The following is a 14,502-nucleotide window of genomic DNA, read 5'->3' as shown; positions in this document are numbered from 1 at the left end:
TGAGCCTTTATCCTGCTTTTGCCATTTGCATGAGTGTAACGCGCTGCTGGAGGCGGCGCTGTGCCTGATCAACCACCACGGCAATGATGATGACAAGGCCCTTGATGACCATCTGCCAGAAGGACGATACGCCCATCATGACCAGACCGTCGGAGAGAATACCGATGACGAATGCACCGATGATTGTGCCGCCAATGGTGCCGCGTCCGCCCGACATCGAAGTCCCGCCAAGAACGGCTGCGGCAATGGCGTTCAACTCGAACGAGTTGCCGGTTGCCGGATGCGAAGACATCAGTTCGGACGAGATGATAAGCCCAGCGATTGCAGCACAGAAGCCCGAAAACATGTAAACGAACATCTTTACGCGGTCGACGCGGATACCCGACATGCGTGCCGCACGTTCATTGCCGCCGACTGCGAAAATCTGGCGACCAAGCGGCGTGTATCGCGCGATATAGGCTGCGGCCAATGCGACGACGATCAGAATCCAGATCGAGACCGGAAGACCGAGAATGCTGCCTGATCCGAGGAAGGCGAAGCCGGTTGTTCCCAGATCTTCGCGGCCTACAAGGTTCGGGAAGGTCTGGCCGTCTGAGGACAGAAGTGCCAGGCCACGCGCTACATAAAGCGTGCCGAGTGTCGCAATGAAGGGCGCAACATTCAGTTTGGTTATCAATAGCCCGTTTATGAAGCCGACTGCGACACCAACAGCCAGTGTGATCAGCGAGATTTCGATGATGTTGAAATAGATCGTATAGCCGATGCCAAGATCGATCCCGTAGATCAGAAGACCGCCGGCAACCATGCCGCAAAGCCCGACAATGGAGCCGACGGAAAGGTCGATGCCGCCTGTGATGATGACGAAAGTCATGCCCATTGCAAGAAATGCGTTAAGCGCAACGTGCTTCGACATCAGGATCAGGTTGGCAGCTGAAAGGAAGTTCGGTGCTGCAAACGAGAAGAAGATGAACACCGCGAAAAGCGCGATGAAAGTTCTCAGTTTCATCAGTGTCAGCAGGGCCGAGCCGCTGTTAAAGGTTGAGTCAGTGGCGGCCGTCGTCGTGTTGGCTGTCATGACGCGAGTTCCCTTGTTTGTTTGTTGTGGTCGTTGTCATGTGTGTGCCCGTGGCCCTTGGCCGATGCGGCAACAATGTCGGCTTCCGTCGCTTTATCGCGGTCGAATATGGCAATCAGCTTCCCATTGCTGAGCACAGCGATGCGATCGGAGAGCGCCATGACTTCTTCCAGATCAGAGGTTGAAAAGAGAATGGAGAGACCTTCGGCAGCAAGCCTGCGCATGGTGCGAAAGACATCGGCCTTTGCACCCACGTCAATGCCGCGCGATGGCTCGTCCATCAGAAGAACTTTCGGATTGGTCATCAGCGCCTTGCCGATGACAACCTTTTGCTGATTGCCACCTGACATCGAGGTGACTTCGAATTCGGGGTTCGGTGCCTTGATCGAAAGGTCTTTGATTGCCTGTTGAATGGCCTGCTTTTCACGCTTTGGCGTGATGTGGAAGAAGCGGGCCAGACGGTCGAGACTTGCCAGTGTCAGATTGCTGGCAATCGACAAAATCTGCACCAGACCTTCGCGCTGGCGATCTTCCGGTATCAGGGCAAGGCCACGCCGGATGCGACGGGTCGTATCGCGCTCTTTCACTTCCTCGCCATCGATATAGATATGGCCGGTGGAATGCCCATGCTGGCCCATCACACATTCGAAAAACTCGGAACGTCCTGCGCCCATAAGGCCGTAAATGCCCAGAACTTCGCCTGCGCGCACAGTCAGGGAGACGTCATCAACTGCAAGCCCGCCGGTTGCACGCGGCAGGGTGATGTTTTCAGCGCGAAACCGCTCTGTACCGATCTTGTGGGTCACAGGCTTGGCAAAATCCTTGGCATCGGAACCGATCATCGAACGCACGATCCATTGCGTATCGATATTTTTGATCTCTTCCTGGCCGGTGATTTTTCCGTCGCGCAGAACCGTGATGTAATCGCCAATCCGCATCAGTTCTTCGAGACGATGCGAGATATAGACGATTGCCACGCCCTTCTTTTTCAGCTCGGCGATCACCTTGAACAAAATGTCGACTTCGGCTGCAGAAAGGGCCGATGTCGGTTCATCCATGATGACAATGCGTGCATCGAGCGAAATAGCCTTGGCGATTTCGACAAGCTGCTGCTGACCGATTGGCAGATCAGCGACGAGCGTACTTGCACTGATGCCTGCATCAAGGCGGTCGAGATATTCATTGGCCTTGACGACCTGTGCTTTGTGATCAATGCCGCGCAAACCGCGTGTAATTTCGCGCGTGGCAAAGATATTCTCTGCCACCGTCATGTTTGAAAACAGGTTGAGTTCCTGAAAGATCATCGCAATGCCGCGCTTCTGCGCGTCGGCGGGGCTGTCGAATGACACTTCCTCGCCATCGAGAATGATCTTCCCCATGGTCGGACGCTCAACGCCCGCGATGATTTTCATCAGCGTTGACTTGCCAGCACCGTTTTCGCCGACAAGCACATTGACCGAACCACGGCGCAATTCAAGATTGGCGCGCTTGACCGCGACAATGCCCGAATAGACCTTGGAAACATCCTCAAGCTTGAGGACGATATCGTCCTTTGGGTTCAATTCCGTCTCCATCGCTTATTTCTCCAAAGAGATGGAAACAGGCGTGACGAGCGGAAGCTGGCCCTTCGATGGCAACGGGAAAGCGCCTTCGGCTTTCACCTTCATGCCAACCAGATCTTCGCGCGGGAGCTTTGACAGAACATCGTCATTGACGCGGGTATTGAACGCCTTGCCAAATTGAGCCCAGTCGATCTGATTGCGAAACTCGTTGAAGTTCACAAAGGAGAGGCTGTCGCGGATTGCGCTGCCGCGGACGGTCGGCCCGATCTGCACGCGTGCATCGGCCTTGCCATCGCCATTGCTGTCGACATCAACATAGGCTGCGCGGGATTTTGTTTCAGCGGCGACCACAGTGCCTTCGAGCTTGGCTGCAAAGGTCCAGGGGGCATTGCCCTGCTTTTCGCGATGACCGTATTTTGCTCCAGCGGCATCCGCATCTGCGTTTGCTGCCTGCATCACTTCATCGAGCGTTGCAGTTTTTTCGGCAAAAAACAGCTTAACTTTTGAATCCCAGATGTCGGCAACCGAACGATCGGGATTGAAATTATCGCCGCGTGCTTCTGCGGCTTCTTCTGCTGTCGGAGTCTTGATGATTTTGCAGCCCGAAAGCGCGACACCGCAGGCCAGCAGGATAATGGAAGCTGACTTCAGCACTGACATGATTTTATCCTCGGTATTAGGAACATATCGGGAGCGCTAACATTTGTTGGCGCTCCCGAAGTCGCAAGCCTTGGGAGTTAGTCCTTCAAAGCGAAGGTTTCGAGCTTGTCTGCATTGTCAGGATTGATGAGGACGCAGTCCATCAGCTGCTTTTCTTCAGCAGGTCCCTTGCCGGTTTTGATATATTCGTCAGCCTGAACGACGGCCATCTGTGCCTGAGCATAGGCTGGCTGAAGAACAGTTGCCTTGATGCCGCCTGCCTTGATCGAGTCACGAACATCATTTGAGCCGTCAAAGCCGACGACGATGACGTCCTTGCGACCCGCAGCTTCAAGCGCTGCCCATGCGCCCATGGCCATGGTGTCGTTTCCGGAAATCACGCCCTTGATGTCAGGATTTGCCTGCAAAATGCTCTGCATTTTCGTGAAGGCTTCAGTCTGGCTCCAGTTGGCAGACTGCTGCGCAACCATCTTCATGTCCGGATATTCGTCGATAACGTCGTGATAGCCCTTGGAGCGGGTGCCAGCATTGAGATCGGATTCACGACCGAGCAGCTCGACATAATTGCCGGCTTCGCCCATCAGCTTGACGAATTCTTCAGCACCGAGCTGAGCGCCCTGATAGTTGTTGGACACGATCTGCGAAACAGCAACACCCGAAGCGTTGATTTCACGGTCGATCAGGAATGAAGGAATCTTCGCGTCTTTTGCCTTCTGAACGGCAGCAATCGATGCTTCCGAGCCGGCATTGTCGAGGATGATAGCCTTTGCGCCACGGCCGATGGCTGTATCGACGAGCTGTGACTGCTTGGTCGCGTCGTCGTCATGCTGAAGGATCAGCGTATCGTAGCCAAGTTCCTTGGCTTTGGCTTCAGCGCCGACGGCTTCAGCCTTGTAGAATGGATTGTCGTGCGATGGCGTGATGATCGCGATCAGATCAGCAGCCCATGCTGGCATGACTACGCTGCCTGCCAATGTTGCCGAGACGGCTGCAATCGCAAAACCGCGCGCAATTTTCCTGCGTGTAAACTTCATGTAGACCTCCCAATAAGCCCCGTTTCCCAAAAGGGCGGTAAAAAAGGAGGGCGGATTACGCCCTCCCAACTGACGTCACGTAATGCGACGGATGCTTTCTGCGATTTCTTCCGGTTCGAAAACGTTCTTCCAATCGTCGCGCATCAGCGCAGGAATACCGAATTCGATTGCCTTGTTGCAGGCATCGGAGAATACGCCCTGGACTTCACCAAAGATGACGGCGCCGAGAACATTCATGTGGCCGAGCAGGAAGTCGCGTGCTGCTTCTTCAGGAACGCCGCGACGGACGCATTCGTCCATGGCCTGCTTCATGACAACAAGAAGCGACGCGCAAACGGTTTCCGAAAGACCTGGCTCGAGGATTGCGAGCTGTTCAACGGTTACGCGGTGCGAACGCATGACTGGTGCCCAGATGACCTTGGCGATTTCTTCACCAAGAGCATAGGATTCTTCCGGACCCTGCATCAGAGCCGAAACGATGTGCTGCTTTGCAAACAGACCGCCGAAGTGGTCCTTCTTTGCCTGCATGTCCGTTTCGTCGTTGAAGATCGGCGGATGGCAAGGATGGGTTACGAAATAGGTGAGGTCTGCGCGTTCTGGCAGATGGCCAGCAAATGGTGCAGCTGCGTCGAGCGCAATAACCATCGTGCCTGGCTTCAGCTTGTCAACGATGCCAGCAGCAACTTTACCAATGATGGTGTCCGGCACAGCCAGAATGACGACTTCAGCGCCTTCGAGACCTGCGTCTGCATCGATGGTGTCGATGTCGAGTTCGTTCTTCAGGCGTGCCTTGCCTGCGTCGCTGACTTCGATGTGGCGTACGTCAAAGCGCGAACCCTTGAGGTTCTTGGCCAGACGGTAACCCATCTTGCCGCCTGCGCCGAACAGAGCAATAGCTGTCATGATTGTATTTCCTTCCCGTAGTTTTGGTAGCTTAACTGGTATAACCAGTCAATGAGTATTCCAGATTCAAGAGGTCAAGCCATCACGAATCTGGCTGAAGTACCCGTCAGAACCGACCTGACCGCCCTTGAGAGCAATCTGGAGGCCGTTGGTGGCGGCATGCGCGCCGTGCGCCGTGCAAAGCGGCGACCCCGGTGTTTGTGGAAGCGGCAAAAGCGTGGTGAGTGCATCAACATGCAATTCACGCAATGCGTGGCTGGAAGTGTCGCCGCCTGCAATCACTGCGCGGGTAAGCTGTTCGCGCTCGACAAGGCTGCGGAGGATAAAACCGAGGCTGCGGGCCAGCTTGTGGCGGCTGCCTGCGATCTTATCGATTTCTGTGCCGCGATCAGCCGACGGGCCAAGGGCGGTGTTGAGGATCACGCTGTTGCCCTGCTGGAGCGCCTTCTGGCCGTCAGCAATGGCAGCTTCGATTGCCTGATTGCCGTTTTCGCCGAGAAGATCGAGCGGATTAAGATCAATGCCGGTAAAGCCCGATGCGGTCGCGTGGCGGATCTGGCGTTCGGTGGTTGGCGACACGCTACCCGAAACGACCGCGATGCGCTCAGCTTTGCCTGGAAGCGGAAACTCTTTTTTCGCACCGATCAGTCCGACCTTGGCCCAGGCGGCCAGAAGCGCATATTCAACGCCGGACGAGCCAGCAACGAACCAGCCCATATCAGGGCGCAGACGCCAGAGCTGTTCACCTGACTGCAGCTGGCTTTCGTGGCTGTCGACGTCAAGCAACACCATGCCGTCAGCATCTTTGACAATCGCGTTTACACGTTCATCGGCGTCGGCGGCTGAAAGCGCTACGAGATCAGCAAGCACGGTTTTCAGTGCTGTCTGCTTAGCCAGATGCTCGCGCAGGTCCGCTTCATGCATTGGCGTGACGGGATGGCGGCTCATGACCGGATGGCGGTCAATACGATAGATTTCGCCCTGATAGGCGGCAAAGAGATTGCCGAAAGCGGTATAACGTTTGAGCTGCGGTGCGCCGACAATCAACGGTACATAGGCTTGATTGAAGATCGCTTTGCCAATTTCTACCGCCTTGCCGATATTGCCGACATGAGGCGCAGAATCGAATGTCGAGCAGACCTTATAATGGGCAATCGCAGCATTTAGGCTTTTGAGCCAATTGAATGCAGGCGTGAGATTTTCCTGCATCCATTCCGGCGTTTCGCTGCGGCTGGTGCCTGCAAGGCCGATAGCCTTACAGTGTGAAAAGCGCGAAAGAAGCTCTTCGTCCGGCACATTCATGAACAGCACGGTGTCGACGCCGTTGGAAGCCATGGCTTCCATAACATCGGTCGAGCCGGTGAGGTCGTCACCGTAGTAAGACAGCAGCAATTCGTTGGAAGCCTTGGTCATTATTCGCCTCCTCCATTTGAATTAACGGAGCCGAATTTTGCGAGCGAAGCTGCAAGCTCAGGATGCTCAACAGCATAGGTTTCAAGTGGGATGCCAGCGACTGCTGCTTCCCATGCCTGCTGTACGGCGCGAACACCAGCTGCCGGGCCGCCCGGGTGGCTGACAATGCCGCCGCCGCATAGATAAAGCAGATCCGTCGTGCGACCTGTGCGCTCATAGGTTTCAGGTGCCTGTCCGCCCCACTGGCCGGAACCAGCAACAGGAAGCGGGCAATCTGATGGGTCGAACAGCGGCGTGCTGACAGCCTTGAACGAACTGACGAAGCTTTCATCCGGCTCCCAATATTTCACGCGGATGCCGTTGATCTGGAACTGATCGACGCCGAGAAGGCGCCAGAACTGCTGATAAACACGGAAATCCATGCCTGCGCCCGGATTACGGGTCAGAATATCCCAGCCATTGCGATGCGCGTGCAGAACAAGGCCGGAGCGCTTGCGCAGGAAGCTCATCCCGCCAAAGCCCACCGAATTGATGTTGACCACGGCGCAATTGCCGCCAGCCTCCAGCACCATGTCATGGTTGCGCATCATCTCGTCAGGATCGGCGTGCGAAATGCCGAAGGCGTACATAACCTTCTTGCCGGTCTTCTGCTCGTGATTGAGAATAAGCGGCATGATAGCGGCGATGCGCTCTTTGAGCGGCGAATAGGCCGGGCTCATCAGCTTTTCATCATCTTTGATGAAATCGACGCCGGATTCGATCAATTCGCCAACGAGTTCTGCTGTTTCATGCGGACGTAGGCCGAGCGCGGGCTTAACGATGGTGCCGATAATCGGTCGCTTTTCAACGCCCGTCAGACGACGGCTGCCAGCAATGCCGAACTGCGGGCCGGGATGCGCGCTTTTGAAGGCTTCCGGCAGCTTCATATCGACCACGCGGATGCCGGTCATGCCCTTGATCGAGTAAACACCGCCAACGGCAATCGTCATCAGTGCTGCAAGATCAGTACCGATTGCGTCGAGTGGAAAGGCGATGTCGACATCGGCGCGCTTGATTGGGCCGTGACCTTGTTCAAGTTCTGGCCAGGCTGGAACTGTTGCATCTTCAAGCGGACGGATTTCCAGAACACGCGCTGCAACGCGGGCCTTGAGCTCTTCTGTTTCACCGGGGAGGGCGACAAAAGTGCCGGTCGACTGATCGCTGGCGATCTTGGCGGCCATCTTTTCGATGCTGCCGGTTGTCTCAATGCGATAGGTCAGACAGATATTCATCGGATTGTTTGTCGCTCGCTGCTCGTGTTCCACCCATGCCAGAGATACTCTGACAGCTTATTCCGCGCATTTGCCTGAAAGTATCTCCTCACTTTCCGGGATGCGACTGAAGCGCTTGGCTCTGAGTGCGAACTGGTATAATGAGTATTCCAATATCTGCAAGCGGAAAATTGTTAGCCCATTCACGAGATCGTGGGTAACGGCTTTCATCTGATCGCTTGAAGATGCATAAGGGGAGAAAGCTCATGAACAGTGAGATGCAATGAACAAGCCCATGGAACCTATCGTTCGCCGTAAGCTATCCGACGAAGTTTTCGACCGGCTCGAAAACATGATTACGTCTGGCGAACTGACGCCCGGCGATGAAATGCCATCTGAGCGCGTGTTGATGGAGCGCTTTGGCGTTGGTCGCCCGGCGATCCGCGAGGCGATGCAGTCGCTTGCCAAAATGGGGCTCGTCAGCATTTCACATGGTGAACGTGCTAAAGTTCTCAAACTGACCGCGCGTTCAATTTTGCAGCAGGTCGATCCGACAGCCAAAATCATGCTGGCGCAATCGATGGATACGCTGGAGCATCTTAAAAGCGCACGTATCTTTTTTGAACGCGGCATCGCACGCGAAGCGGCACTCAAGGCAAGTGACAAGGATGTTGCGGAGCTTCGCGCCATCGTCGAGCGCCAGCGGGATTCGCTGGGTGATGCCGATGCATTCATTTCAGCCGATATGGAGTTTCATATCCGTATCGCGAAGATTTCAGGCAATCCTATCTTTGTCGCGGTGAGCGAATCCATGCTTGCCTGGCTGCGTGAATATCACACGCATATGCTGATCTGGACGGGTAAAGAAAAATACACGCTGGTCGAGCATGAAGAGATTGTAGACAAGCTGGCCGTAAAAGATGCGGATGGTGCAGAAGCGGCAATGCTCAATCACCTGGAGCGTTCGCGCGCGCTTTATACGAAATAGCCTTTTTCGAGAGGCGCTCTGTTTGTATTTACGCGCATCTTGTCCGAAAACCGGTTTCCACTTTTCGGGATGCGCTTTAATTTTCAGGAATGTTCTCTCTGAAAATCACCTGAACGCGAGGTGGCTGCTGGTCGAATGGCTCGCCCTTGATGCTGCTCATCAAGGTGGCCAGTGCTTCGCGTGCTTCAACGCGCGGATTCTGGTCAATGACGGCATCCATCGTGCCATTCAACAGAAGTCGCTTGGTGCTTTCGGTCAGTTCATGGCCGATGAAAATAACGGAATCCGATTTTCCCGAATCCATCAGCGCCTGTCCGATGCCCTGATTGCCTGCGCCGAGATTATAGATGCCTGCAAGGTCGGGGTGGCGTTTAAGCAAAGCTATGGATTCTGAGTAGGCTTTTTCACGACTGTCTTCGATCTCGTTGAGTTCAACGATATTCAAGTGCGAAAACTCTTCTGCAATGACACGACGAAAGCCCATTTCGCGCTCTTCGTGGCCGCGATAGGAAAGTGATCCGGCAAAAAGCGCGATTTTGTTTTTGGGCTGTTGGCCCAGAAAGCGACCGAGAATATAGCCGCCGAGGCGACCAGCTGCACGGTTATCGATGCCGATATAGCCCACGCGCGGCACATGCAGAATGTCGGACGCGATGGTGACGATATGGGTGCCGGATTCGGCGAGGGCGCGCATGGCTTCACGCACGGTTGGGTGATCCAGTGCAATCACGCCAACGCCCTGTGCCTGCCCCTTGAGGTCTTCAAGGGCGCGCGCAAGCGTGTCAGGGTTGAAGCCTTCGACACTATGGATTGTAAGCTCGATTTCGGGCCTCAAGGCTGCTTGCCTCGCGATCTGGTCGCGCAGATTTGCAATGAAGGTGTTGGTGCCCGCTGGCAGAACGAAAGCCAGTTTGATGCGGTCGGTGGTGTTTGCGTTGAGCGGCGCACTGCCGGGGAGATAGCCAAGATTGCGCGCGGCTTCGAGGACGATTTCACGCGTGCGCTCTTTCACGCCTTCGCGGTTGTTCAATACGCGATCGACCGTGGCGCTGGAAACGCCCGCTGTTCTGGCAATGTCACTCACCGTGGAACGCAAATCACACCCCTCATCAAAATGATGGAAAATGATGTATTTCGATTTGAGCAAGATGCAAGGCTTGTTGTGTCTTGGCCATCTGTTTTCCTCATGAAATCGGCTTTGATGTTATACAAATCCATCAAAAAGCATCATGGATTTATATATGAACGTCGAAATTCAAAAGAATGATCCGAAAATTGATCGGACACGATGTTAAATGATGTAAAATGATTTTATATGATGTTGACACTGCCGCATTGAATCTTCATTAATCCTCAAACTGCCAATGGAGGTTGGCATTTTCCTCGAATGAGGACGGGCCTTTTTTTCGATTTTTCGATGATATGTGGGCTTGGAAATATAATGGGAGGATGCAATGAGCGAAGCGCGGGGCTTTGTTCCTGATCCGCAGGTGCGGGCTTGGGATTTCAAAATCGGCTGTATCGGCGCAGGCATGATTATGGCCGAGTGCCATCTTGCTGCCTATAAGAAAGCGGCCTTTACGGTCGCGGCAATCGCCTCGCGTACCAAGGCAAAGGCCGAAGAGGTCGCCGCACGCTGGGGTATCGCCACCGTGCACGACACGCCAGAAGCTCTGATTGGCGACGAAGATATCGAAATCATCGATATTGCTTATCCGCCGGATCAGCAGCCTGCACTCATTCGAAAAGCGCTCGCACAGTCACATATCAAGGGCATTCTCGCACAAAAGCCGTTGGCTCTGACGCTTGAAGAGGCCATTGCGCTTCGCGACGAGGCGGCAAAAGCTGGCAAAATCCTCTCGGTCAATCAGAACATGCGCTACGACCAGTCGATGCGCGTGTTAAAGCAAATTCTCGATAAGGATGAGCTGGGCGCGCCTGTCATGGCGACAATCGAGATGCGTGCCATCCCGCATTGGCAGGGGTTTCTGGAAGATTATGACCGCCTGACACTGTCTAACATGAGCGTGCATCATCTCGATGTGCTGCGCTTTCTGTTTGGTGAGCCTGACACCATCACTACGCTGACACGCACTGACCCACGTACCCAGTTTGAACACAAGGACGGTATCACCGTTTCGACGCTGATGTTCCCGAGCGGTGTGATGGCTGTTTCGATGGAAGACGTCTGGTCCGGGCCGCGCGAAGAGGGCTTTGACAGCGATATTTACATCAAATGGCGGGTCGAGGGTACGGATGGTGTGGCGCAGGGCACGATTGGCTGGCCGGATGGTTCGCCGTCAACGCTGACTTATGCCTCCAAAAAGACGACAGACGGCAAATGGGTAAGCCCAAAATGGGAAACTATGTGGTTCCCGCACGCCTTTATCGGTGTGATGGAGCAGCTGCAATACGCCATTCAGTCTGGCGAGCCGCCAGCGCTTTCTGTGGCGGACAATGTGAAGACGGTCGCACTCATTGAGGCTGGTTACAAGTCGATTGATGAAGGCCGTACTGTCAAATTGTCCGAGATATCAATCAATTAAACGAGCACATCCCGAAAAGCGCAAAGCGGCTTTTGGGAAAGATGCACATTAACAAATAATCTTAACGGGAGGGTTTCGATCATGATGCAGGTGGGTATTTTCAGCGGCTATTTCCCTTATTCGCTTGAGGAAACAGCTAAAAAAATCCGTGCACTCGACTTCAATACAGTCCAGCTGGATATGCATTTCAAGGATATCGATCTGAGTGCGGGGCAGATCACCAAGGACAAATGCGTAAAAATTCGCGAGACATTCCGCGATCATAATCTGCCGATTTCATGCATTTCCGGCTATACGAACATCATTCATCCGGACAAGGCAGAGCGCGAGCGCCGCGTGGGCTATCTCAAAGAGATTATCCGCCATGCGCAATATCTCGGCACGCCTTATGTGATTTCGGAAACCGGGACTTACAATACTGAATCCGACTGGGTTCATCACCCGAAGAACAAGACCGAAGAAGGTTTTGAAGAATGCCGCAAGGTCATCGCTGATCTGTCGCAATTTGCTTATGACCACGGTGCGGTGTTCCTGCTCGAAACCTATGTGAACAACGTCGTCGGTTCCGTCGAGGAAACGGTGAAAATGTTTGCGCAGGTCGATCATCCGGGCCTTGGCCTGCTGATGGACCCGACCAATTATTTTGAGACGCACAATATCGACCGGATGGATGAAATTCTCAACCAGGTGTTCGATACGTTGAGCGATAAGATCAAGATCGGTCATGCCAAGGACGTCAAGCGCTCAGGCGACGACAAGTCGGAGAAGCATGCTGATATCGGTGATGCTGATGCCCTTGAAAGCCATACTTTCCGCGGCGTTGGTGAGATCGAACTGCCGGCTCCGGGTCTCGGTTCGCTGAACTATGACCTCTATCTCAAGCGCCTTGCACAAAAGCATCCGAATATTCCGATGATTATCGAACATCTCGATGAGGCCGATGTGCCACGTGCGAAGAAGTTCCTCGATGGAAAGCTGCGCGCGCAGGGACTTTAGTACCACCTTGGGCGGGGTGGGGCGGCCGGTGCTATGAACAAGCGTTTGAACACCGGCCGCCTTTGACTGAAATGGCTGTACGCCGCAGCATTTAAGGTACCAGAATGGTGAAGCTTTATGGAGAGGTGAGGTCGCGTCGCGACATCGCCGCGAGCAGCGGCTCTTTTGCGCAATTTGCAGGCGTTCGCCTGATGGTGCTTGAAGACGGATTGGAACGCGGCATTAGAATGCTGGAGTTTCGTTCAGGCACCGGTTTGCGCTTTACCGTTCTGGTTGATCGCGCGCTCGATATTGCCGATTGTGACTATCGTGGCATGGCTATCGGCTGGCATTCCCCGTCCGGTTTCCGCCATCCGGGACTGCATGAATATGAGGGCGAGGGCGGTCTTGGCTGGATGCGTTCTTTCTCCGGCCTGATGGTGACATGCGGTCTGGACCATATCCTCTTCATGTATGATGAGGCGGCTGACCATTATAATTACAAGCCGCGTCAGACGATCAAGCACTCCATTCATGGCCGTGTTGGTACTATTCCTGCAAAGCTGACCGGCTATGGTGAGCGCTGGGAAGGCGACGAATGTTATCTCTGGTGCGAGGGTATCGTCACACAGGGAACCGTGTTCGGTGAGCATCTTGAACTGACACGCCGCATCGAAATCAAAGCCGGTACAAACGATATCAAGCTGACGGATCGCGTGACCAATCGCGGTTTTTATCGCACGCCGCATATGTATTGTTATCACATTAATGTCGGGCACCCCGTTTTGGCCGAAGGCTCACGTTATCTGGCACCTGTCAGGGATGTGGTCTGGGCGGCTCATGCCGGAGAATACTACAAAAAGCAGAGCGTCGGATATCGTACGCTGCCTGCGCCGCAGATGCAGTTTCATGAGCAGGTCTGGCAGCATGAAATGGGTGCCGATGCCAATGGCGAAGTGCCGGTTGCGCTGGTCAATGATAAGCTGGGCATCGGTTTTGAAGTCGTTACCCGCAAGGATCAGTTCCCCTGCATGTATGAGTGGCAGAATCTGCAGGCCGGGCAATATGCGCTCGGCATTGAACCCGCGACCAATCACGTTCTGGGACATGGTGCTGCCCGCGACCGCGCCGAGCTGATCTGGCTCGAACACGGTGAAGAGCGCCGTTATGATAGCACGTTCCGTATTCTTGGTGATGCGGCGAGCATCGCGGAAACAGAAACACGCATTGCCGCAATCGCGAAGCAGCCAATTGAGGAATATCCGGTGCCATCGGGCAATCACGTTGCTATTGGAGGCCGCTCATGACCGCACCGTCGCCGTTTTCCGTTACAGGCAAAACCATTCTCTACACGGGTGCTGCCGGTGGCCTCGGTCTTGAAACCACGCTCAATTTTCTACGTGCTGGCGCACGGGTTGTGGCTATCGATCATGATCCGAAAAAGATCGAAGAGTTGAAAGGCAAGGCAGAGGCCGAGGGGCTTGCCGGGCTTTCGATCCACGCGCTCGATCTGTCGGATTTGCAGGCACTCCGCCCCGCATTGGAAGCGATTAGTCGTGAGGCCGGTGGCTTTGATGTCGTGATCAACAATGCTGCGATTTATCCGTCCAAGCCATTTGAAGACTATACACTTGAGGAAATGCAAAAAGTGCAGCACATCAATGTCGATGCGGGCATTGTCTGTGTCCAAGTGGCGCTGCCGCATATGCGTGAAAAGGGGTGGGGTCGTATTATCAATATCGCCAGCGTGACTGCCTATGGCGGCTGGGCACTCCTTTCGCCTTATGTGCAATCAAAGGGCGCGCTCATTGGGCTTTCGCGTGCCTGGGCACGCGAGTTCGGCGCTTATGGCATTACCGTCAATGCAATTTCGCCGGGTGCTTTTCCAACAGATGCCGAGAAAATCCATCCCGACCCGGAAGGCTATACGAAATTCGTGCTTGAGCATCAGGCTGTTAAGCGTCGCGGATCGTCGCGGGATATTGCCTCGGCTTTGATGTTTCTTGCCTCTGATGAAGCAGGATTTATCACCGGGCAGACCTTGAATGTCGATGGCGGATGGGTGATGCATTAAGGAAAGAGTTTGCATTGGAGGA

General features: G+C 54.4%; 13 protein-coding genes. 5 read left to right on the top strand and 8 right to left on the bottom strand.

All coding sequences use genetic code 11. From position 1 onward, the window contains the following. Positions 1–7: 7 nt before the first annotated feature. From ABWV94_RS14715 to oiaX, 7 genes are all read right to left on the bottom strand, one after another. Entirely contained in the window at positions 8–1,075 is a 1,068-nt protein-coding gene (locus tag ABWV94_RS14715; RefSeq protein ID WP_010661025.1) for an ABC transporter permease, read from the bottom strand. Continuing rightward, on the bottom strand, positions 1,072–2,649 hold the full coding sequence (locus ABWV94_RS14710; RefSeq protein ID WP_113158435.1) for a sugar ABC transporter ATP-binding protein: 1,578 nt from the start codon (positions 2,647–2,649) through the stop codon (positions 1,072–1,074). Before ABWV94_RS14710 ends, ABWV94_RS14715 begins: the two co-directional genes overlap by 4 nt. A 3-nt stretch (positions 2,650–2,652) precedes the next feature. Beyond that, entirely contained in the window at positions 2,653–3,297 is a 645-nt protein-coding gene (locus ABWV94_RS14705; protein ID WP_353414034.1) for a DUF2291 family protein, read from the bottom strand. Between the two features lie 77 nt (positions 3,298–3,374). Further along, positions 3,375–4,331, bottom strand: coding sequence for a D-ribose ABC transporter substrate-binding protein (locus ABWV94_RS14700; protein ID WP_007878322.1), 957 nt, complete (start codon positions 4,329–4,331; stop codon positions 3,375–3,377). A gap of 75 nt (positions 4,332–4,406) precedes the next feature. Then, positions 4,407–5,234 (bottom strand): phosphogluconate dehydrogenase C-terminal domain-containing protein, encoded by an 828-nt coding sequence (locus ABWV94_RS14695; protein ID WP_064321494.1) that lies wholly within the window; start codon positions 5,232–5,234, stop codon positions 4,407–4,409. Positions 5,235–5,300: 66 nt separating this feature from the next. Beyond that, a complete protein-coding gene (locus ABWV94_RS14690) occupies positions 5,301–6,647 on the bottom strand; it encodes a four-carbon acid sugar kinase family protein (protein ID WP_353414031.1) in 1,347 nt (448 codons plus the stop codon). Next, a complete protein-coding gene (gene oiaX, locus ABWV94_RS14685) occupies positions 6,647–7,918 on the bottom strand; it encodes a 3-oxo-isoapionate-4-phosphate decarboxylase OiaX (RefSeq protein WP_353414029.1) in 1,272 nt (423 codons plus the stop codon). The genes ABWV94_RS14690 and oiaX overlap by 1 nt, the downstream gene beginning before the upstream one ends. A 262-nt stretch (positions 7,919–8,180) precedes the next feature. Between oiaX and ABWV94_RS14680 the strand changes: the two genes are divergently transcribed. After that, positions 8,181–8,885 (top strand): transcriptional regulator NanR, encoded by a 705-nt coding sequence (locus ABWV94_RS14680; RefSeq protein ID WP_007878330.1) that lies wholly within the window; start codon positions 8,181–8,183, stop codon positions 8,883–8,885. A 76-nt stretch (positions 8,886–8,961) separates the two neighbouring features. On the opposite strand, the gene ABWV94_RS14675 is transcribed toward ABWV94_RS14680, so the two are convergent. Next, complete coding sequence (locus tag ABWV94_RS14675) at positions 8,962–9,981, bottom strand: LacI family DNA-binding transcriptional regulator (RefSeq protein WP_113499265.1); 1,020 nt, start codon at positions 9,979–9,981, stop codon at positions 8,962–8,964. Positions 9,982–10,339: 358 nt separating this feature from the next. On the opposite strand from ABWV94_RS14675, the gene ABWV94_RS14670 reads away from it, so the two are divergent. The 4 genes from ABWV94_RS14670 to ABWV94_RS14655 all read left to right on the top strand — a co-directional run bounded on the left by ABWV94_RS14670 (position 10,340) and on the right by ABWV94_RS14655 (position 14,480). After that, positions 10,340–11,431, top strand: a complete 1,092-nt coding sequence (locus ABWV94_RS14670) for a Gfo/Idh/MocA family protein (RefSeq protein ID WP_353414026.1) — start codon at positions 10,340–10,342, stop codon at positions 11,429–11,431. 81 nt (positions 11,432–11,512) lie between these two features. After that, positions 11,513–12,427, top strand: coding sequence for a sugar phosphate isomerase/epimerase family protein (locus ABWV94_RS14665; RefSeq protein WP_113499003.1), 915 nt, complete (start codon positions 11,513–11,515; stop codon positions 12,425–12,427). 104 nt (positions 12,428–12,531) lie between these two features. Further along, a complete protein-coding gene (locus ABWV94_RS14660; RefSeq protein WP_113499005.1) occupies positions 12,532–13,713 on the top strand; it encodes an aldose 1-epimerase family protein in 1,182 nt (393 codons plus the stop codon). Continuing rightward, entirely contained in the window at positions 13,710–14,480 is a 771-nt protein-coding gene (locus ABWV94_RS14655; RefSeq protein WP_113499007.1) for an SDR family NAD(P)-dependent oxidoreductase, read from the top strand. The genes ABWV94_RS14660 and ABWV94_RS14655 overlap by 4 nt, the downstream gene beginning before the upstream one ends. Positions 14,481–14,502 lie beyond the last annotated feature (22 nt).

This window comes from Brucella sp. NBRC 12953, from assembly GCF_040369775.1.
Lineage (GTDB): Bacteria > Pseudomonadota > Alphaproteobacteria > Rhizobiales > Rhizobiaceae > Brucella > Brucella pseudogrignonensis.
Note: the sequence above shows the minus strand (reverse complement) of the source record. Positions and strands in the feature narration are given on the sequence as shown.

Coding starts and splice junctions, on each gene's coding strand:
- ABWV94_RS14715 (WP_010661025.1), bottom strand. CDS start 1,075: ATGACAGCCAACACGACGACGGCCGCCACTGACTCAACCTTTAACAGC.
- ABWV94_RS14710 (WP_113158435.1), bottom strand. CDS start 2,649: ATGGAGACGGAATTGAACCCAAAGGACGATATCGTCCTCAAGCTTGAG.
- ABWV94_RS14705 (WP_353414034.1), bottom strand. CDS start 3,297: ATGTCAGTGCTGAAGTCAGCTTCCATTATCCTGCTGGCCTGCGGTGTC.
- oiaX (WP_353414029.1), bottom strand. CDS start 7,918: ATGAATATCTGTCTGACCTATCGCATTGAGACAACCGGCAGCATCGAA.
- ABWV94_RS14700 (WP_007878322.1), bottom strand. CDS start 4,331: ATGAAGTTTACACGCAGGAAAATTGCGCGCGGTTTTGCGATTGCAGCC.
- ABWV94_RS14670 (WP_353414026.1), top strand. CDS start 10,340: ATGAGCGAAGCGCGGGGCTTTGTTCCTGATCCGCAGGTGCGGGCTTGG.
- ABWV94_RS14665 (WP_113499003.1), top strand. CDS start 11,513: ATGATGCAGGTGGGTATTTTCAGCGGCTATTTCCCTTATTCGCTTGAG.
- ABWV94_RS14680 (WP_007878330.1), top strand. CDS start 8,181: ATGAACAAGCCCATGGAACCTATCGTTCGCCGTAAGCTATCCGACGAA.
- ABWV94_RS14660 (WP_113499005.1), top strand. CDS start 12,532: ATGGTGAAGCTTTATGGAGAGGTGAGGTCGCGTCGCGACATCGCCGCG.
- ABWV94_RS14695 (WP_064321494.1), bottom strand. CDS start 5,234: ATGACAGCTATTGCTCTGTTCGGCGCAGGCGGCAAGATGGGTTACCGT.
- ABWV94_RS14690 (WP_353414031.1), bottom strand. CDS start 6,647: ATGACCAAGGCTTCCAACGAATTGCTGCTGTCTTACTACGGTGACGAC.
- ABWV94_RS14655 (WP_113499007.1), top strand. CDS start 13,710: ATGACCGCACCGTCGCCGTTTTCCGTTACAGGCAAAACCATTCTCTAC.